Origin of the sequence: Chamaesiphon sp. OTE_8_metabat_110 (genome assembly GCF_031382685.1) — a bacterium.
In the GTDB taxonomy this organism is placed as follows: domain Bacteria; phylum Cyanobacteriota; class Cyanobacteriia; order Cyanobacteriales; family Chamaesiphonaceae; genus Chamaesiphon.
The window spans coordinates 1-18,329 of record NZ_JANMZA010000446.1 but is presented as its reverse complement, the minus strand read 5'-3'; the positions used below and the strand labels follow the sequence as shown (position 1 = coordinate 18,329).

Here is an 18,329-nt window from a genome sequence, read left to right as displayed (position 1 = left end):
TTAACAAGCGATAGTAAATTTCGTGGATAATCAGCGGAGCCAAGATCGGGATATCTTGGGGTGTATCCAATAGTTTAGTCAGTCTTAGGGCGGAATCGAGTAAGCTGGTGTCGGCGGTACTGACAAACAATCCTCTCACAGAATTCTCTGGCTTCCTCGCACTTGGCTTGGTTTGAGCGGTAATAATATCGCAAAGTTGATGCAGATCTAAGTCTAACTTGAAGCCTAAATATGGCCGAGCTGGAGTTGCCTCGACTACAAATCCGCTAATCGGTAGATCGATCGAGACGACCAGATATTGAGACGCGCCATAATTATAAGTTTCCTCCCCCAGTAATGCTTGCTTTTTGCCTTGTAAGAGGATGGCGAGGATCGGAGTGCTGACACCGTGGAGGCAGACTGGCGCAGCAGATTCGCGCTGAAACTCTAATCGATCGATCCCTGTCTGATGAAAACCGTTCCCCTTGCCGTCGGTGTGTCGGGTTACGAGTGTTGCTAGTTCGAGACATCGCTCCGAGATCGGACTGTGGTTGAGTATGCCTATCGTCATCCTAGTTACTCCGTCAGGATTCGCTCGTTTCCTTTTGAGCATTCTAACGTATCTAATCTCTGCCCAAAAGCTTGACTTGGAGGATTAGGCAATAAACGGCGAGGTCTGTGTATTTAAAACTGGGGCTGCTGCTTCTACTATGAATTCATCGGCATCAAACAGAAAAAACAACCATGTTAAACGTAGAAAATAAAGTTGTTATCATTACTGGAGCTAGTAGCGGCATCGGTGAAGCTACTGCCAAATTATTGGCAAAAAATGGCGCGAAAGTAGTTTTGGGCGCACGGCGGATCGATTCTCATTCTGAGAGGCTACGCCAACGATTAGAAACAATCGCTAAGGAAATTCACGCTGATGGTGGCATCGCTGAATACCAAGCTCTCGATGTGACCCAACGCAGATCGGGAAAGAATCCAATGAGCCTCACATCCTACCGCACCCTCGGTCGCTCTGAACAATCAAAATGAAAACAGCACTAATCACCGGAGCCAATAAAAGTATTGGTTTTGAAACCGCCCGTCAACTGTTGCAACAGGGATATTACATCTATTTAGGCAGCCGTAATTTAGAGAATGGTCTAGAAGCTGTCGAAAAGCTCAAAGCCGAAAGCTTGAATAATCTCGAAGTCATTCAAATAGATGTCAGCAATGATGAATCGGTAAAGGCAGCAAGAGTCGAAATCGGCAAAAAAACCGAAGTATTGGATGTACTGATTAATAACGCTGGTATCAGTGGTGCCATGCCTCAACCAACCAATACGGACATAGCTGTTTTTAAGCAGGTGTTTGATACAAATTTGTTTGGTGTTGTCAGAGTTACCCAGGGTTTCATAGATTTGCTACAAAAGTCCGCCCAACCCCGTATCGTGAATGTAACATCAGGTTTGGGTTCGCTCACCCTACACAACGACCCTAATTGGAAGTATTACAACGTTAAAGCGGCTGTTTATAACTCATCAAAAGCGGCACTCAATATGTACACGATCGTTCTGGCTTCCGAATTGCGGGATACACCGTTTAAAGTCAATGCTGTCGATCCCGGATATACTGCCACAGATTTCAACCAGCACAGTGGCCCTGGGACTGTAGAAGATGCCGCCGCGCGGTTAGTGAAATATGCCACCATCGATGCTGACGGCCCGACCGGAAAGTTTTTGAGTGATGACAACAGCCCAGAAACGGGAGAGAGCCTGTGGTAGTTCTGGATAGTTAACCCTCCAACCAATCAAACCATACCAAATGAGGTACTCATGAAAGTTATCGTCACAGGTTCGCTCGGAAACATCAGCAAGCCACTGACAAAAGAGTTAGTAGCAAAAGGTCACGCGGTGACGGTTATTAGTAGCAAAAAGGAAAAGCAAACAGACATCGAAGCCTTGGGAGCCACCGCCGCCATTGGCTCATTGGAAGAAGTCGATTTCTTGGTGTCCACCTTTAGTGGTGCAGATGCGGTGTATTGTATGGTGCCGCCAAATAACTACTTCGATCTTAATCTCGACCTACTGGCATATTATCGCCGACTCGGCAATAACTATGCACGAGCAATCGAGCAATCGGGCGTAAAACGTGTGGTGAACCTAAGTAGCATTGGTGCTCATTTAGAGAAAGGATCGGGGATTTTACTTGGTGCTCACGATGTAGAGCAGATTCTCAACAAATTATCATCAGATGTAGCCATTACTCATCTGCGTCCTACTTCTTTCTACTATAATTTATTTGGCTATGTAGATACGATAAAAGCCGTGGGATTCTCCAGAGGAGAGGCCTCGCCAACGATCGCCGCTAACTACGGTGCAGATGACCAGATCCCTTGGGTTTCGCCAATCGATATTGCGGCTGTAATTGCTGAAGAAATAGCAACACCGCATGTTGGTAGAAAAGTACGTTATGTAGCAAGTGAAGAACTTACAGCTAACGAAACTGCGCGTATTTTAGGTGCGGCAATTGGCAAACCCGAACTGAAATGGATAATTGTTAGCAACGCACAAATGCTCGGTAGTTTAAAATCTGCTGGAATGAATCCACAAATTGCTGCTGGTTTAGTGGAAATGTATGCCAGTCTTCATAGTGGTTTATTAGCAGAAGATTATTACCGCAATAAACCAACGGTGATGGGCAAAGTCAAGCTGGCAGATTTTGCCAAAGAATTTGCTGCTGCTTTTTAAAAAATCGACACCATTACACAAACGATTAGTAAAGCACTCAAAGATCGCCGCAATCGTGCGCTGCTCTCGGTTAAATTTGGAGCTTTACGTGCTCCTGATGGCGGCTGAACGGGGTAGATGGGCGACCCTCCTCTATAAAAAACTTTGCTGCCTATAGCCTCAAACACCTGTGCGTAGATTATATCGACATCTACCATTTGGCTCGCCTCGATCCGCATGTGCCGAATCATTGGTAGCCCTTGGTGTGGACTTGTCCTCAGCAGAATTGACCCACATTGAAGCTATGATTTCCCCCACGGCGATCGCCGGAACGCGTTACGATCGACATCAAATGAAGCTGCTTGACAGTGAAAGCCAATTTATTGGCACTTCTTTTAATTCAGGAGTCAATCCATTACTTTCAAGCCATTCTGCAACTCTTGTTAATTCTCGATTACCCGAAAAATCAAACCAGTTTTGTCTTTCAACTTCATAGTCTCGAAGCACATCTTTGAATCGACCGAAAGCACCTCTCCCGTCGATCGCTACACAAAGTAGCTTTTGAAGAGTTTCGTTTGTAACTGTATCTATAAAATCTTTCATGTCCTCGTAAGAATCACGAGATCCCATGTGTGGAACATTTACCGTGCCCCTTACTCGAATTAGTACTCCCCTGCTTGGCTTCAATCAGGAAGTGAGACTCTTTGTAAAAGTCCGCAAATCGCGTCGTCTTAGCCTTCTCACTAAAAAATTTGATGTTTCTGTCAAAACAGTAGCGATCGCCTGCCTCGCTGTCTTTTGGGTGGCGGTGCTGGTACATTTAGAGCCACACATAGATCGCCAAAAAAGGTCTGATAATTTGCCCGTTCGTTCCCCTCGGAACCCAACCACTTAGTCAGGAAATCTTCAACTCGTTTACTTTCTGCTGCATTCATGCAAATTTGAACTTGGCGATCGGGGGTCTAGCTGAGATATCTTACCGCTAAGTAACTTACAATGAAAGCATTCTGGCTTATTAGAGGATACCTGAAAAAGTTTTTTGATGTGAATCGTAGATCTAAATCCTCCTTAAAAAGCGACCCAAATCACGCGGAGGTTCCCTCCGCAAAAAGGGGACATCGCGCTATTGAATGACTATGTACCTCATCCAGCAGGTGGTGAAGAAGGTTGCATTTTAGAAGTTTACAATGCCACAGGTAAATTTCTAAAAGTTGTAACTGTGCCAATATCTAGTATTGATGCTCTAGACGATCGCGTATCGACAACAACGGCTCAATTATCTATTTAGTTTACGATTTGAACGCAAACAATTGAGATTTTGTGACGATTTACGCAGCAGTTGCGATCGGCACCTGCAAAACTACTGTAAGTAATCCTGGAAACAGCCTATTGAGATCGTCAGAGCGGAGGGTGTTGATATGTTGAGTGCCTTCTTTGCGGGTGAATACCAGTCCCGATTCTCGCAAAATCTTGAAATGATGGGACATGGTAGATTTGGCGACAGCGCAGTCTAGATCCGAGCAAGTTAGTTCCCCAGTCTGAGCTAGTCGGTGGACGATCTGCAATCGCACGGGATCGCCTAGCGCATATAGCACGCCGACAAGGGTAATATCTTCAGATTGGGGATGATAGAAGGGGCGCATGGGATGGAGCTTCGGCGGTGCTGAGGGGGAATGGGGTGAGGCGCGATTCTCCAGGGGAGCGACTGAAATCACGCGGAGGTTCCCGACCCATGTGTTTGGGTCAGCGATTCGCGATACGCAGGGCTTCCCGTTCGCGCAGCGTCTCCGAAGGAGAGGGTTTAGCGAATCAAGACAAGACAGAGGCTACGCCAACGAGAATGTGGATACTGCCCTACTTGCATTATGCCATGTAAATTGATATAGTTTGATAATTCGAGAATATCGAACTATCGAATTACTTACAGCAGACTAATCCAGCCCTTCATTATTTAGTTAGCTTATGACATTGACCCAGCTATTTACACCGCTACAAATGGGAGCTTTGACTCTCCCCAATCGGATTCTGATGGCACCCTTGACGCGCTGTCGGGCAGACAATGACCACGTACCGACGGCGCTAATGGCGGAACACTACAGCCAGCGGGCGAGTGCGGGACTAGTTATTGCTGAGGCTACCGCTGCAATGGATGGTTGCTCGGCATTTGGCGCAGAACCAGGAATTTATAACGAGGCTCAGGTAGCTGGCTGGAAGCAAGTCACGGATGCGGTACATGCCAACGGCGGTCTAATTTTCCTCCAGATTTGGCATGGTGGGCGGGCTTGTCATCCATTATTGAATGGTGGTAAGGTGCCAGTTGCGCCGAGTGCGATCGCCATTACCAATGATGAAATCCATACTCCAGATGGGAAGTTTCCTTATACCGTTCCTCGCGAATTAACGGATGCCGAAATACCGACGATTATTGCTGGTTTTAAAGCAGCGGCGGTAAATGCCCAAGCAGCGGGATTTGATGGTGTGGAAATCCACAGCGCGAATGGTTATTTATTGGATGAATTTCTGCGGGATGGCTCGAATCAACGCAGCGGAGCTTATGGTGGTGCTGTCGAAAATCGCGCTCGGTTGTTGCTAGAAGTATTGGATGCGACGCTTGCTGTGTGGGATAGTCAGCGCGTCGGAGTCCGAATTTCACCACTGAATGGTTTTAATAGTATGGAAGACAGCGACCCTGTGGCGACGTTTAGTTGGCTGGCGGGTAAGCTCAATGACTACAATCTCGCCTATCTCCATGTCATGCGTGCTGATTTCAAAGGCGCACAGCAGGGCGATGTGATGACACCAATGCGATCGATCTATCGCGGTACGATTGTCGGCAATATGGGTTATGGTGCGGAGGAAGCCGAAGCCGCGATCGCAGATGGTAAGCTAGATGCAGTAGCTTTTGGCGTGCCTTTTCTCGCCAATCCAGATTTACCCACACGATTTGCCAAAAATGCGCCGCTGAATGCGCCAGACGCTGCTAAGTTCTATTCTCCAGGTGCGGCAGGATATACCGATTATCCCTATTTAGTAGCTTAACCGCACAGCAATTAAAGGTTACATTAGTAAATAATTCAGGATTGCCATCGATGAAAACTAATGCCTATGCAGCTCAAACTGCTGCGACTCCACTTGCGCCATTCAGCTTGCAACGCCGCGAGCTTGGCACCCATGATATCGCGATCGAAATTTTATACTGCGGTGTGTGTCACTCAGATCTACATACAGCTCGCGGTGAATGGCAGGGTACCACTTACCCTTGTGTCCCCGGTCATGAAATTGTCGGTCGAGTGATGCAGGTTGGCGCACACGTCCAGAAATTCACTACAGGCGACAATGTTGGTGTCGGTTGTATGGTCGATTCTTGTCGCACTTGTGTAAACTGCGAAGAGAACCTCGAACAGTTCTGCCCTGCTACCGTTTTTACTTACAATTCCCCAGACAAGCACACTAACGGTATCACCTATGGTGGCTACTCCGATCGCATCGTCGTCGATGAAGCCTTCGTGTTGAAAATTCCCCCGAATTTGGATCTTGCCGCCACCGCACCACTGCTGTGTGCGGGGATTACCACTTATTCCCCACTGCATCGCAACCATGTCACCACAGGTCAGAAGGTGGGTATCGTCGGACTCGGTGGGCTGGGTCATATGGGGGTGAAGATCGCCAAGGCTTTGGGCGCACATGTTGTAGTTTTTACCACCTCCTCTAACAAAGTTGCCGATGCCGTCCGGCTGGGAGCCGATGAAGTCGTCAATTCTAAAAATGCCGCCGAGATGCAGCAGCATCTCAATAGTTTTGATTTCATTCTCGACACCGTGTCCGCCCAACACGATATCAATGCTTACTTATTTTTATTAAAACGTGATGGCAACCTCACCCAAGTTGGCGTACCAGCCGAACCGTTGTCTCTGAATGTGGGTAGTTTGATTTTTGGTCGGCGCACTCTTAGCGGTTCCTTAATTGGCGGCATCCAGGAAACGCAGGAAATGTTAGATTTTTGCGGTAAGCATAGTATTACCGCCGATATCGAACTTATCCCCATTCAGAAAATTAATGAAGCCTACGATCGGCTAGTCAAAAGTGATGTAAAATATCGCTTTGTGATCGATATGGCTTCATTACAGCAAGATTCGTAAGTCATTACGATCGGGAAAATAGGCGACTTATAAATAAAGTCCCCCTTTTTAGGGCTACGGTGTATACACACTGCTTGACTTCGTTTCGAGATCTGAATCCCCCTGTCTTGTCGTTGCTTGGTTGATTTTCATGGTCGGGAAAAATAACCGAAAATCAATCCGCTTTTTTATTCGGGGGGAACCCCCGAATAAAAACGCCGCTAAATCCCCCTTAAAAAGGGGGACTAAGATCCGGATCTGAGCAAGCTTTTTAAGGGGGTTTGGGGGATTCTCACCAATTTCGCTTCTCACTAAAGATGTGTACACACGGTAGCTTTTTAAGAGAGATTTTGGGGAATTCTCTAGGATCTAAGCAACTATACGCATCAATTCATTTTCTAGACCGTTGGCGTAATCTTTGCAACCGTTAACCGATAAAGGGTTTCTAATTGTATCCCTGGTACAATCGGATCTGATGGTATCAACCCGCATCTACCAAGTACTATGCTTCCTCAACACCGCTGGCAAATAGCACCGAGCAATTTATCCCAAGCTACGAACTTAGCTGCGGGAATTACGCTCACAGATGGCGAAGCAACATCGCCATTGCTGGCGCAGGTATTGATAAATCGGGGGATTGAGACGGTAGAGCAAGCCGAGTTGTTTATTTATCCAGAGACGGCGATATTACCTTCGCCATTGACAGAGTTTCCCGATTTGGAAATTAGTCTGGATATATTGGTAAATGCGATCGAGCATAAGTCTAAAATTGCGATTTGTGGGGACTACGATGCCGATGGAATGACTAGTACGGCATTACTTTTACGTGCGCTTTCAGCTTTAGGTGCGGATGTCGATTATGCGATTCCCAGTCGGATGTCGGATGGGTATGGGATTAACAAGCGGATTGTGGAGGAGTTTCACGCTGAAGGTGTCAAGCTGATTATTACAGTGGATAATGGCATTTCGGCAGTAGCCGCGATCGCCAGAGCGGTAGAATTGGGCTTGCAGGTGATTATCACGGATCACCACGATTTGCCGCAGGTATTGCCGCCAGCGCAGGCAATTCTCAATCCAAAATTGATTGCGGAGTCATCGGTTTATCGCGCGATCGCGGGCGTGGGTGTCGCTTATCTGTTAGCTTTAGAATTAGCCAATAGACTAGACAAACCATCTTTGAGCGATGAGTTATTAGAGTTATTTACATTAGGCACGATCGCGGATTTAGCACCGTTGACAGGGATCAATCGTCGCCTAGTCAAACAAGGCTTACAACTACTGCCCAATTCCCAAGTTACGGGGATTCAAGCCTTAATTGAAATGTCAGGTACTCAAGGTGGCACGGTAGCAAAAAGTACCGCGATGAAACCTGAAGATATCGGGTTTAGATTAGGCCCAAGAATTAATGCGATCGGGAGAATTGACGACCCGCAGATTATCATTAATTTGCTGACAACTAACGATATGGGTGTGGCTTTAGCCCGAGCAATTCAATGCGAGCAGGTGAATAAACAGCGTCAGGATATGTGTGCCCAGATCGAAAAAGAAGCGATCGATCTCATCGAGCAGGGTGACTATAATATTAAACAAAATCGCGTCTTAGTTATCGTCCACACTGGCTGGCATCACGGCGTAATTGGCATCGTCGCCTCGCGGTTAGTCGAGCGTTATGGGGTGCCAGTATTTATCGGTACCAATGAAGACGAACACCACATCCGAGGCTCAGCGAGGAGTATTCCGGAATTTAATGTCTTTAATGCCCTCGAATACTGTCACGATCTATTGGGTAAATATGGCGGACATCGGGCAGCAGGTGGATTTTCAATGCCAACGGAGAATCTAGCAAAATTTCAACAGACTTTGAGCGAATTTGCCCACAAATGCCTAGAAATAGAACATCTCAAACATTTAGTCAAAATCGATGCCGAAGCCGATCTAGCGGCTATTAACATGTCACTGTACGAACAGATCGATGCGATTCATCCCTGTGGGATGGAAAATCCCGATCCGGTATTCTGGACAGCCAATGTTCGCGTCATCGAACAAAAAATCGTCGGCAAAGGACACCTCAAATTTAGCGTCGATACGCCAGAATTTCCCCAAGGAATTAAAGCGATCGCGTGGCGGTTTGGTGACTATTTTCCGCTACCAAAATATTTAGATATTGCTTACAAACTCAAAGAAAATAACTGGAAAGATTCGCGATCGATCGAACTCGAAATAATTAGCATTCGGCTACCAGTTTTGCCACAAACATCTAAATTCAACTATCAAGAGCGCGACTATAATTGCAGCATGTCACCCGATAAAGAACGACTGACGATCGTCAATACTCAAGGGCAAGCTCTAGTAGTAAATAAGGGTCAAAAAGTAGCCGAGTTAGTTAGTAACACCGCACCCATTCAAACGATCGATATTACTAAAACTTATTACTTCGATCTGATTAAAACGGCGATGCAGGTATTACAAATCGATCGGGTACATTAATCGATCGATTAGCGGTAGATCCTACCCAATCGTGCCAATTGCGATCGTTTAAATCACGTCGAAACCGATTGCAGCTTCAATTCCCAAAGTTGTAGCCAATTCCAGCAAGGATGCCGACATCAGCATTCCGATTAGCTGGAAAACCAGCATTGACGCGAACTGTGCCTGTCAAATTTTTGGAGACGGGAATATCGAGTCCACCAGAAACTGCGGGACTAATAGACAAACCTCGATCGTAGCGCAGCATCGCGCCACCGCCAATAAACGGCGAAATAATGGTTTGCCCAGCATCGTTACGAATGGGAAAATCAGCACTGACAATAATCATTGAAGTGGCTGTTCCGCCACCAAAGAGGATCGTCGCATCATGTAAAGAGAAGTTATCTGAAAATCTCACCTTCGTCAGAATAGCTACGCCACCCGTGCCGAGCGCAGTAGTATTACCATCCAATCCAATCGCACTGCCGATGCCGATATAGCCGTTATTCTGATAACCAATATTTTCTAGTTGAGGAGCCGACTCAGCCGCGACTGGCGATGTATTTAAAACAGCAAGGCTGGTTAACCCGCACGTAAGTTGTAAGAATCTGGTGAAAAATTGGGACATCTGGGATTAAAGTTAGAGACTATCTACATATACGTCCAAACATCCTTGGTGGATTTATTTCGCGCTGCTGCTGAAAATATCGCCCAGTCTTCGTCCATTGTGCAGCTAATCAGCGGGTATCAGTGTTTGTGTATCCGTAACGTCTTTGTCAGGAAACAGATGAGATCGTTGCCAGACAAGATTTATTGCTAGAATTAAAAGACACAAGAACGTTATTGTCACTAAGCGCGGTCGAAGATGATGCCATCACCAATAGTGCCTTATTAAGTAATAGTTAGAGGCTCATCGCTTACTTCTTCCTCCTCACTAGTGAGCCAATGTCCGAATTCTTCAACAAATCGATCGCGTAAAATGGCATCGCGAATTTGTTGAGTAAACCGAATTAATTCGGTAATGTTGTGGATCGATAACAGCGTAAATCCGGTAATCTCACCACACCGGACGAGATGGCAGAGATAGGCGCGCGTAAAGTTCTGACAGGTGTAGCAAGGACACGTATCGTCTAAGGGGGTAAAATCGCGCTTGAACGGGGCATTCTTGAGATTCCAGCGTTCGCCCCGGACGAAGGCTGCACCATGCCTAGCGACCCGTGTCGGGATGACACAATCGAATAAATCGATGCCGCTGGCGATCGCGATCGCCATTTCTTTGTAGGTACCGATGCCCATCAGATAGCGCGGTTTACTTGCGGGTAATAATGGGGCGGTAGCGCGGACGATTTTGTGGATGAAGTGCGCTGGTTCGCCGACACTAACACCACCAATAGCATATCCATGAACGTCAAATTCTTGCAGCGATTTAGCAGCTTCGGCGCGTAAATCTAGGTGTACGCCGCCTTGGACGATCGGAAATAAGGCTTGATCTTCAGGGCGTTGATGGGCTTTGATACAACGGGCTAACCAGCGATAGGTACGATCCGTTGCAGCGACAACTTCCTCGCGGGTGGCGGGATACGGGGGGCATTCATCAAATGCCATAATTACATCCGCACCGAGGGCATTTTGAATCTCGATTGATTTTTCAGGCGAAATAAAAATCGTGCGTCCATCCAGGGGCGATTTAAAAGTTACACCTTCTTCGGTAATTTTCCGCATTTTGCTGAGACTGAATACCTGGAAACCGCCTGAGTCAGTCAGCATCGGCCCTTTCCAGTTCATGAATTTATGCAGTCCACCTGCTTCTTTAATGATGTCTTCGCCGGGACGTAAATGCAGATGATAGGTATTTGCTAATACCATCTGAGCTTGAGTATCTTCTATGTGCGCTGATGTCAGCGTTTTTACGGCTGCTGTGGTACCAACGGGCATAAATCTCGGCGTTTCGACAATGCCGTGTGGAGTATGAAAAACACCCGCACGAGCGTGAGTGTGACTGCATTTACCGATGCAATCGAAAGTAAAATTGGAGTGATTCAAGATTTCATAAAGAGGTGGGAGATGGGAGGTGGGAGATGGGAGGGAGTTGGGAGGTGGGAGATGGGAGATGGGGGATAAACTAAAGATGGGAACTGCGGTGTTCTCCTGCGGAGATCGCTGCTTTAGCAGCTAAATTATTTGACACCGATAGGTTTTAAAAAAGTACCAATGTAAATACATCTACCCTCAATCTCTCCTCCCCCAACTCCCAACTCCCAACTCCCTCCTAACTCGCTGGCTCGTCACCAGACCAACCCATGGGGGAGGCATCACTATCCTCTTTGACTCTGCGAATGGGTAAATTGGCAATTAGAGCGGTAACGCGTTGATTGCTCTCTAGTGAAAAATCTAATCCTTGAGTATCGATTTCGACATAACGCGATACGACTTCCAGAATTTCTTGACGCATCATCTCGACCATTTGCGGACTCAGATCGGTGCGATCGTGGGCGATTACTAATTGCAACCGTCGCTTGACGCTATCCCGACTCGGCTCATGTGCGACGCGGGGAAATAACATCTCCAGAAATTCATTAATCATAGTCATGGTATTGCGGTCGATAGAAGGAATTAGCACCTAAATGATGAAGTCGTCGAGGGGTAAAGCATGGTGACAATTAGTTAATGAAAAAATTCCCGACCCAGCCTTGAGATATTTAGTGACGATCGACTCGATTCGAGCGATATGGGATCGGTATTTTTAAGTTGGAGTACTACCAGCTAAATACCAATACTATAGCAAGATGCGGCTGCTCCTTCAACAAAAGATCTAGCTGAAAATTTCTGGTGCGATCTGACTGGTATTTTCGATCGAGTTGGATGACATTTTTGCCATCCAAAACGGCAATTAATGTAGCTAAATTTACATGAGAGTGCCAGCGAACGAGGATCTTTTGGCTAGATTACTATTTGGTGAAGATTTTACGCAGTCGAGTCAATAAATTATCCCGATCGACAGCTAGATCCATGTAGGGAGTTTTTTCACCAATCAGTCGATGGGCGATATTATCAAAAGCTTGAGCGGCACGGGAGGTAGTATTGGCTTCTAATACTAATGGTTCGCCTCGGTTTGTCGAAGTAATCACGCGTTCGTCTTCAGGTACTACCCCAATCAGTTGCACGGCAAGAATTTCGCTGACATCTTCGACAGACATCATTTCACTAGCTTCCACCATTGCCGGACGCAAGCGATTGACAATCAATCGCGCTGGACTGATATTACTAGCTTCAAGTAACCCGATGACGCGATCGGCATCGCGGACGGCAGAGATCTCGGGAGTAGTGACAATTAGGGCTTCTTGTGCCGCCGCGATCGCATTTTTGAAGCCCATTTCGATGCCTGCGGGACTATCGATCAACACAAAATCAAATTGGGGTGCGAGTTCGCCGATCATCCATTTCATGTGATTGGGGGTAATCATCTCCGCTTTACGATTTTGAGTGGCTGGGAGCAATACCAATCCCGGCTGACGTTTATCGCGGACTAAAGCTTGATCGAGCCGACATTCACCTGCGAGGACTTCGACGGCGGTGTACACGACGCGATTTTCCAATCCCAACAATAAATCGAGATTTCGCAGCCCAAAATCGCCATCGACCAGGGCAACTCGATACCCCATTTTGGCAAGAGTCATGCCCAGGTTGGCTGTGACAGTGGTTTTGCCCACTCCGCCTTTACCGGAAGTAATTACAATAATGCGAGTCATGAATTATCTGTAAATTAGTTATTATTAATTATAAAAGACTGATTATGGGTGAAGATCGGGGGTATTTATCAATTTACTCACATCTTGCATCAAAACATAGTTCCTAGTGTTGTAGTGAATAGTGAATAGTGAATAGTGGATAGTTTTAGTACTTAGGAGTAAGTTTAGAGGCTATTTTATTAATTCTTATGTACTGGTGCAAGCTGTGAATTTATCAATTTTAGCAACTTAGGAACACGATTATTCAGTTCGCTGGTGAGATCCTGGTAACGCTAATTCGCGCAGATAGGGCGTCGTTTTGATATCGCTCGCGCGGGCGATCCGAATGCCTTGCGGGGTAATATAGGCAACTTCCGGCTCGAATTGTGGGGGTGGTGTCTCTGGTGCGCGGGCAACTCGATCGGCGATGCGGAGTTGGGTTGGTTCCATTTGCAATGCCATAATCAGACATTGGGGATTGTTGGGATAACCAGCGTGGGCGATACCGCGCAATCTACCCCAGACAATAATATCGCCTGCTGCAAAAATTTCACCGCCGGGATTGACATCGCCCATAATTATCACCGTCCCTTCATGGCGAATGTCCATCCCCGATCGCACTGTCATTTGCAGGTAGAGAGGTTCGACGATCTGCGGACTGGGTGCTGCGGGTGCATTGGGGAGTAGGGGCGCGATCGCCGATTGCTGTGTCACACAATAGCCTGCTGTCGCCGCTGCTACCGCAGTTTGCCGACGGCTAGTGGCGACTAGTTGCAGTTGTAAAGAGACATCGGCGAGGGCATCGGCAATTCCTTGCAACTGACGCGCATCTAAAAGTCGATCGTTAGCAATCAAATGTACTACAGTCAATGGTTGCCAGAATCTTTTTCCAGCTTGAAGTCGTTGCTGAAGTTGTTCCCACAAATCATTCCAACTAGCAGAAGCTGGCGTCTCTGCATCTGTTGGTAAAATCAATTTTACTACGCCATCTTCATTCTTCAGTCGAATTTGCAATTTGGATTGATCCGAGGGTGTACCGGGTGTGGGGTCTGCTTTTCCCTGAGCGTTCAGTATTGATAAGGTAGATGAAAAATCAGCATTCATAGCCTACGGAGTTGTGAAGATGGCAAATTGCTTTTACATCTTACACTTCAAACGGATATTCTGTTGGAATTATTTAGAATGTATTTTCCTCACCACGGGTGAGAGAGTAATATTTAGTAGTCATAAATTAAATAGCTGCGAGGGGAAGGGGGAAGGGGGAAGGGGGAAAGGGGAAAGAGGAACGGGGTTTTGATGGCACGAGTACCTTCGGTAGGCTACGCCAACGATTGATGTTTGAGTACGCTATTTCCCCAAAATAGCAGGAGAGCCGTTGATTAGCTACAACTGTTGGGATTCGATCGCTAAATTGCGAACGGATCTATTATTATGAGTTGCAGTCAACTAGCTGAGATAGTAACTAAGACAATGAGTTTAATTAGGATTTGGGCGGTAGCTAGCAACGTATTTCGCGAAGTGCTGCGCGATCGGATCTTTTTGACGATCGGGTTTTATGCGCTGATAATGCTGTCTGCTTGGCAGCTACTGCCATCACTGGCGGGTGCTGCACAAGATAAAATTCTGACTGATTTTGGTGTGGCTAGTGCGAATTTGCTCGGAGTACTCGTCGCGATCTTCATCGGGACGAATCTAATTAATAAAGAAATCGAAAAACGAACGGTATTTACACTAGTTACTAAACCAATTAGTAGTATCGAATTTATACTGGGCAAGCATTTAGGCTTATCTGCGGTATTAGCAATTTTAGTTGCTGGGATTACCTTTATTTATCTATCGGTACTGAGCCTAGCGAACATTAGTTATCCATTGGGGGCAATGCTCCTGACGGCAGTATTTCTATTTTTGGAATTATGCCTGATTGCTGCTGCTGCTTTGTTATTCGGCGTGTTCACCAGTTCGATTCTAGCGATTTTATTGACTTTTTCACTTTACTTGGTCGGACATCTGAGTGAGGGTATGGTTAGATTAGCTGGAATTACCAAAAATCCTGGTTTCCAAAAGTTAACTGACAATTTATATCTGGTTCTACCAGATCTATCGCGACTGGATCTCAAGAATGATGCGGTGTATGGAGTTATTCCTCAGCCAGATGTCCTCTTGCTCAATGCGGGGTATGCCATAATTTACACGATCGCTTTACTACTAATTGCGACGGTGATTTTCTCCCGCCGCCAGTTTTAGTCGATTGCGTTTACTGTCCAATGTTGTAGGGTGTGTTATCCCGGAGGGTAACGCACCAAAAATGTTCTGACTATTTAATAGCCTACCTATAATTTCTGAGCTGGTGCGTTACCCTTTGGGATAACACACCCTACATAGCCTGTAAGTGTGTTGGGTTTCGAGAGCTTCTACCCAACCTACAGCTAACAACTCTGGTGCGTTACCCTTCTCCTTCGGAGACGCTACGCCAACGGGATAACACACCCTACCAAGAGCAACCCGAACGGCTCTAATTAAAATTAGAGCTTCTGGTGGGTATAGGCATGTTGCTTGACATTATCGTCCTTGGTGACGACGCGATCGGCATTGAGAATCCGCTTGCGCTCGGTAGAATAGTTGAAACTGCTATAAGTCTCGCCTTGAGGGATATGGACTTGGGCTTCGGTGCGGCGTTTGTAGGTACGCGCTGAGGCAATACAACGGTAGGCAAACTCACTACCGAGTTGACAATCAGTAGGGAAACTTGCGGGGATTTGGGGTAACTCGTCGGCGATGAGTGCGCCGAGGGTGGTGGCTGCGGCAATTTCATAAGAAGTCGGAATCCCTTTAATCAGAGCTTCCAAAGCCGAAGAAGGGATGGGTTCGATTACTTTGACTTGGTGAACGCCATCATCATCACGGAAGAAACAAGTAGCCACACCGACAACGATATAGTCGTCAGCAGTTAAATCGGGAGCCTCAGCGATCGTCGTAATCATCGTCATCGTAATTTAATTATTAATTCTAAAATTAGCTATTTATTTACCTTTATCGATCCTACCAACTTAACTAGGTTCGGCAGATCCTCGTTAAACTACTTATTATAGTTAATGAGTGAGTATCGCCCGATATCGTTAAATACATGGAAGCTTTTAGCCCAACACCACCGGATTGGAGAGAAAAATCGACTCATGGCGTCGGATTTCGCTGTCCTAGTTGTCATGATAGCTCTACGGCTGCCACTGCTGCTTGGATCGATCGGCGTTCGCCAGTATTTATCGAAAATCGCCGCCGCAAATGGCAAGAGTTTTATCTGTGCCAATGTGGGACACCTTGGTGGGGATGGAGTAACGAACGTACCCCTAATGAATTTGCCAGTCGCGCTGCAAATAGCGAGAATCAAAATCCCTTCACTGGTGAAGATAGCGATCTTGACTACGATAGCTTTTTTGGCTACTTTTAGATCGCTGGGCGACTACTTAGCAACTACTTACAATTACAAACCGCCTTACTGAATAACTGCAATGGATTGGCAAGAAATTTCGGGTAATTGGGTCTATATTCCACGTCAGCCGCGTGCGGTCATTCACTTTTTAGGCGGTGCATTTGTCGCCGCCGCGCCCCATCTCACCTATCGCTTATTATTAGAAGATTTGGGCAAACAGGGCTACGCGACGATCGCGACCCCATTTATCAATACTTTCGATCATCGGGCGATCGCCTGTGATGTCTACAATCGATTTGAAGATACCTTAGATTTATTACAAGATCGCCGTTATTTACCAACTAGTTCTTTACCTGTCTATGGGGTCGGACATAGTATGGGCTGCAAGCTCCATCTACTGATCGGTAGCTTGTACGATGTCAAGCGTACTGGCAATATTTTGATTTCATTTAATAATTTCTCGGCTCGTGATGCCGTCCCCTTAATGGGTCAGATGCCGCAGGAATTCAATGTGGAATTTACACCCAATCCTCAAGAAACTTTAGAATTAATTTCGGGATATTATGATGTTCCCCGCAATCTAATCGTCAAGTTTAGTAATGATACGATCGATCAGTCATACACGCTCGGTCAAACTCTCAAGCAGATTTTTCCCGGACAGGTGTCGATGCTGAAGATTAATGGCAGTCATCTGACGCCCTTGGGTCAAGATTTTCAAGTACAACTCAATCCCCAATTTTTCACCCCTTTCGATGCGATCGGGCAATGGTTCAAGCAAGAAGTTCATCGCGATTTACACCAACTCAAACGCGAAATATTAGAGTGGCTCGATCCGGTCGTGAGTCGCTAGAAATCTGCCAGCCAGTAGCAAGTCGCGTAACAATGCGTGGTAGGGGTTCATGAATTACCCCTACCGCGCATTTAAATTAACCGCGTTTCATCGCGCGATCCATATCGCGTTTATCGTCTCGCTTCTTGAGGTCGTCGCGCTTGTCGTGAAGCTTCTTACCGCGTACTAGCGCGATCGTAATTTTGACCTTCCCGCGCTTGAGATACATCTTCAACGGCACCAAAGTCAACCCCTGCTGCTCGACTTTGCCGATTAGCTTGCGGATTTCTGCTTTGTGCATTAGCATTCGGCGGGTGCGCGTTGGTTCGTGGTTAAAATAGGCGCTGGTGCTATTGTGCGGTGAAATATGGGCATTGAGCAGCCAGATCTGTCCCTGTCTCAATAAGCCATAACCATCGCGCAGATTGGCTTTGCCTGCGCGAATCGATTTTACCTCTGTCCCTAATAACTCGATCCCCGCTTCGTAAGTTTCGAGGATTTCGTACAGAAACCGAGCTTGCCGATTGTCGGCAACAATTTTGATACTATCTGATTTTTCTTTCTCGCTCATATATCTATTTTACTATCGACCAGCGCGACTGGAACGAAGTGGCGATCGCCAATATTCACAGCCGAAGTCTAGCTTTTTGGTACTAATAGAATGTAACTTTATCTAAAGATCTGGACTATTTGATGAAATTTGGTATAGTTATTCCATTAAAAGCGACGATCTTGACGATCGGCTAGCTCGATCGAGTGGTCAAAGCTTGCTGGAATTTAGCTGCTAGCCTTGTAGGGTACTCTCATCAAAGGAGATTTAGCGAATTTGGCTTTAGATCCAAATCGATACTCATGTTGTATGACTACACCAAAAAATTTAGATCGAAAACAAACAATTATTGCTATGATAACGCCTGTTGGTAAGGGTCGCTCTATCTGGCTGGTGAGAAAATATTATGGGTAGTTCTATTGATTTTGGCGGTCGTCCGATTCATTTTATCGGGATTGGGGGGATTGGGATGTCAGGGCTGGCTTATGTACTAGCAAGACGCGGGTTGCCAGTATCTG

21 protein-coding genes and 2 pseudogenes are annotated in these 18,329 nt (G+C 46.4%); 12 read left to right on the top strand and 11 right to left on the bottom strand.

Annotated elements, in window-relative coordinates; translation table 11 throughout:
- Positions 1–550, bottom strand: a 550-nt coding sequence (locus RMO52_RS16500; RefSeq protein WP_310416286.1) for an AraC family transcriptional regulator, incomplete at its 3' end; no start/stop codon positions are given.
- A gap of 173 nt (positions 551–723) precedes the next feature.
- Here RMO52_RS16500 and RMO52_RS16495 point away from each other — a divergent pair.
- The 4 genes and pseudogenes from RMO52_RS16495 to RMO52_RS24790 form a co-directional block, all read left to right on the top strand.
- Positions 724–960: pseudogene (locus RMO52_RS16495) on the top strand (SDR family oxidoreductase); the annotation flags it as partial.
- A 53-nt stretch (positions 961–1,013) separates the two neighbouring features.
- On the top strand, positions 1,014–1,748 hold the full coding sequence (locus RMO52_RS16490) for an SDR family oxidoreductase (RefSeq protein ID WP_309738682.1): 735 nt from the start codon (positions 1,014–1,016) through the stop codon (positions 1,746–1,748).
- Positions 1,749–1,799: 51 nt separating this feature from the next.
- Positions 1,800–2,714, top strand: coding sequence for an NAD(P)H-binding protein (locus tag RMO52_RS16485; RefSeq protein WP_310416282.1), 915 nt, complete (start codon positions 1,800–1,802; stop codon positions 2,712–2,714).
- Between the two features lie 48 nt (positions 2,715–2,762).
- Positions 2,763–2,938: pseudogene (locus RMO52_RS24790) on the top strand (aldo/keto reductase); the annotation flags it as partial.
- A 103-nt stretch (positions 2,939–3,041) separates the two neighbouring features.
- On the opposite strand, the gene RMO52_RS16480 reads toward RMO52_RS24790, so the two are convergent.
- Positions 3,042–3,296: a UPF0158 family protein gene (locus RMO52_RS16480; protein ID WP_309738678.1), complete on the bottom strand. Its 255-nt coding sequence runs from the start codon at positions 3,294–3,296 to the stop codon at positions 3,042–3,044.
- A 161-nt stretch (positions 3,297–3,457) separates the two neighbouring features.
- Positions 3,458–3,628, bottom strand: a complete 171-nt coding sequence (locus tag RMO52_RS16475; RefSeq protein WP_309738677.1) for a hypothetical protein — start codon at positions 3,626–3,628, stop codon at positions 3,458–3,460.
- Positions 3,629–3,819: 191 nt separating this feature from the next.
- On the opposite strand from RMO52_RS16475, the gene RMO52_RS16470 reads away from it, so the two are divergent.
- Complete coding sequence (locus RMO52_RS16470) at positions 3,820–3,981, top strand: hypothetical protein (protein ID WP_309738676.1); 162 nt, start codon at positions 3,820–3,822, stop codon at positions 3,979–3,981.
- 40 nt (positions 3,982–4,021) lie between these two features.
- Here RMO52_RS16470 and RMO52_RS16465 read toward each other — a convergent pair whose 3' ends face one another.
- Entirely contained in the window at positions 4,022–4,336 is a 315-nt protein-coding gene (locus tag RMO52_RS16465) for an ArsR/SmtB family transcription factor (RefSeq protein WP_396135029.1), read from the bottom strand.
- Positions 4,337–4,661: 325 nt separating this feature from the next.
- Here RMO52_RS16465 and RMO52_RS16460 point away from each other — a divergent pair, with 325 nt between their 5' ends.
- The 3 genes from RMO52_RS16460 to recJ all read left to right on the top strand — a co-directional run bounded on the left by RMO52_RS16460 (position 4,662) and on the right by recJ (position 9,298).
- On the top strand, positions 4,662–5,732 hold the full coding sequence (locus RMO52_RS16460) for an alkene reductase (protein WP_396135027.1): 1,071 nt from the start codon (positions 4,662–4,664) through the stop codon (positions 5,730–5,732).
- A gap of 50 nt (positions 5,733–5,782) precedes the next feature.
- Positions 5,783–6,832: an NAD(P)-dependent alcohol dehydrogenase gene (locus RMO52_RS16455; protein ID WP_310416274.1), complete on the top strand. Its 1,050-nt coding sequence runs from the start codon at positions 5,783–5,785 to the stop codon at positions 6,830–6,832.
- 483 nt (positions 6,833–7,315) lie between these two features.
- The gene (recJ, locus tag RMO52_RS16450) at positions 7,316–9,298 is read left to right on the top strand and encodes a single-stranded-DNA-specific exonuclease RecJ (RefSeq protein ID WP_309738958.1); all 1,983 of its coding nucleotides are present in this window, start codon (positions 7,316–7,318) and stop codon (positions 9,296–9,298) included.
- Positions 9,299–9,374: 76 nt separating this feature from the next.
- On the opposite strand, the gene RMO52_RS16445 is transcribed toward recJ, so the two are convergent.
- The 5 genes from RMO52_RS16445 to minC all read right to left on the bottom strand — a co-directional run bounded on the left by RMO52_RS16445 (position 9,375) and on the right by minC (position 14,109).
- The gene (locus tag RMO52_RS16445) at positions 9,375–9,905 is read right to left on the bottom strand and encodes a hypothetical protein (protein WP_309738956.1); all 531 of its coding nucleotides are present in this window, start codon (positions 9,903–9,905) and stop codon (positions 9,375–9,377) included.
- 263 nt (positions 9,906–10,168) lie between these two features.
- The gene (gene tgt, locus RMO52_RS16440) at positions 10,169–11,320 is read right to left on the bottom strand and encodes a tRNA guanosine(34) transglycosylase Tgt (protein ID WP_309738953.1); all 1,152 of its coding nucleotides are present in this window, start codon (positions 11,318–11,320) and stop codon (positions 10,169–10,171) included.
- Positions 11,321–11,546: 226 nt separating this feature from the next.
- Positions 11,547–11,861 carry a cell division topological specificity factor MinE gene (gene minE / locus RMO52_RS16435; RefSeq protein ID WP_310416293.1) on the bottom strand — a complete coding sequence of 105 codons (315 nt, stop codon included), beginning with the start codon at positions 11,859–11,861 and terminating at the stop codon, positions 11,547–11,549.
- A 364-nt stretch (positions 11,862–12,225) separates the two neighbouring features.
- Positions 12,226–13,026, bottom strand: a complete 801-nt coding sequence (gene minD / locus RMO52_RS16430) for a septum site-determining protein MinD (protein WP_309738719.1) — start codon at positions 13,024–13,026, stop codon at positions 12,226–12,228.
- A gap of 240 nt (positions 13,027–13,266) precedes the next feature.
- On the bottom strand, positions 13,267–14,109 hold the full coding sequence (gene minC / locus RMO52_RS16425) for a septum site-determining protein MinC (RefSeq protein ID WP_310416269.1): 843 nt from the start codon (positions 14,107–14,109) through the stop codon (positions 13,267–13,269).
- Positions 14,110–14,475: 366 nt separating this feature from the next.
- On the opposite strand from minC, the gene RMO52_RS16420 reads away from it, so the two are divergent.
- Positions 14,476–15,249 (top strand): ABC transporter permease, encoded by a 774-nt coding sequence (locus RMO52_RS16420; protein ID WP_396135026.1) that lies wholly within the window; start codon positions 14,476–14,478, stop codon positions 15,247–15,249.
- A gap of 278 nt (positions 15,250–15,527) precedes the next feature.
- Here RMO52_RS16420 and RMO52_RS16415 read toward each other — a convergent pair whose 3' ends face one another.
- A complete protein-coding gene (locus tag RMO52_RS16415) occupies positions 15,528–15,992 on the bottom strand; it encodes a hypothetical protein (protein WP_309739879.1) in 465 nt (154 codons plus the stop codon).
- 137 nt (positions 15,993–16,129) lie between these two features.
- On the opposite strand from RMO52_RS16415, the gene RMO52_RS16410 reads away from it, so the two are divergent.
- Positions 16,130–16,450, top strand: coding sequence for a hypothetical protein (locus RMO52_RS16410; RefSeq protein ID WP_309739884.1), 321 nt, complete (start codon positions 16,130–16,132; stop codon positions 16,448–16,450).
- A 61-nt stretch (positions 16,451–16,511) separates the two neighbouring features.
- Positions 16,512–17,282: a DUF1350 family protein gene (locus tag RMO52_RS16405; RefSeq protein WP_310416266.1), complete on the top strand. Its 771-nt coding sequence runs from the start codon at positions 16,512–16,514 to the stop codon at positions 17,280–17,282.
- A 76-nt stretch (positions 17,283–17,358) separates the two neighbouring features.
- Here RMO52_RS16405 and smpB read toward each other — a convergent pair whose 3' ends face one another.
- Complete coding sequence (gene smpB, locus RMO52_RS16400; protein WP_309738436.1) at positions 17,359–17,832, bottom strand: SsrA-binding protein SmpB; 474 nt, start codon at positions 17,830–17,832, stop codon at positions 17,359–17,361.
- A gap of 385 nt (positions 17,833–18,217) precedes the next feature.
- Here smpB and RMO52_RS16395 point away from each other — a divergent pair.
- Positions 18,218–18,329: Mur ligase domain-containing protein (locus tag RMO52_RS16395; RefSeq protein ID WP_310416289.1), on the top strand; the 112-nt coding region annotated here is incomplete at its 3' end.

Excerpts from the sequence above, each read along its gene's own strand:
- RMO52_RS16415 (WP_309739879.1), bottom strand. The coding sequence starts at position 15,992 with ATGACGATGATTACGACGATCGCTGAGGCTCCCGATTTAACTGCTGAC.
- recJ (WP_309738958.1), top strand. The coding sequence starts at position 7,316 with ATGCTTCCTCAACACCGCTGGCAAATAGCACCGAGCAATTTATCCCAA.
- RMO52_RS16410 (WP_309739884.1), top strand. The coding sequence starts at position 16,130 with ATGGAAGCTTTTAGCCCAACACCACCGGATTGGAGAGAAAAATCGACT.
- RMO52_RS16445 (WP_309738956.1), bottom strand. The coding sequence starts at position 9,905 with ATGTCCCAATTTTTCACCAGATTCTTACAACTTACGTGCGGGTTAACC.
- RMO52_RS16405 (WP_310416266.1), top strand. The coding sequence starts at position 16,512 with ATGGATTGGCAAGAAATTTCGGGTAATTGGGTCTATATTCCACGTCAG.
- RMO52_RS16455 (WP_310416274.1), top strand. The coding sequence starts at position 5,783 with ATGAAAACTAATGCCTATGCAGCTCAAACTGCTGCGACTCCACTTGCG.
- RMO52_RS16465 (WP_396135029.1), bottom strand. The coding sequence starts at position 4,336 with ATGCGCCCCTTCTATCATCCCCAATCTGAAGATATTACCCTTGTCGGC.
- RMO52_RS16485 (WP_310416282.1), top strand. The coding sequence starts at position 1,800 with ATGAAAGTTATCGTCACAGGTTCGCTCGGAAACATCAGCAAGCCACTG.
- minC (WP_310416269.1), bottom strand. The coding sequence starts at position 14,109 with ATGAATGCTGATTTTTCATCTACCTTATCAATACTGAACGCTCAGGGA.
- RMO52_RS16475 (WP_309738677.1), bottom strand. The coding sequence starts at position 3,628 with ATGAATGCAGCAGAAAGTAAACGAGTTGAAGATTTCCTGACTAAGTGG.
- minE (WP_310416293.1), bottom strand. The coding sequence starts at position 11,861 with ATGATTAATGAATTTCTGGAGATGTTATTTCCCCGCGTCGCACATGAG.
- minD (WP_309738719.1), bottom strand. The coding sequence starts at position 13,026 with ATGACTCGCATTATTGTAATTACTTCCGGTAAAGGCGGAGTGGGCAAA.
- smpB (WP_309738436.1), bottom strand. The coding sequence starts at position 17,832 with ATGAGCGAGAAAGAAAAATCAGATAGTATCAAAATTGTTGCCGACAAT.
- RMO52_RS16490 (WP_309738682.1), top strand. The coding sequence starts at position 1,014 with ATGAAAACAGCACTAATCACCGGAGCCAATAAAAGTATTGGTTTTGAA.
- RMO52_RS16420 (WP_396135026.1), top strand. The coding sequence starts at position 14,476 with ATGAGTTTAATTAGGATTTGGGCGGTAGCTAGCAACGTATTTCGCGAA.
- RMO52_RS16480 (WP_309738678.1), bottom strand. The coding sequence starts at position 3,296 with ATGAAAGATTTTATAGATACAGTTACAAACGAAACTCTTCAAAAGCTA.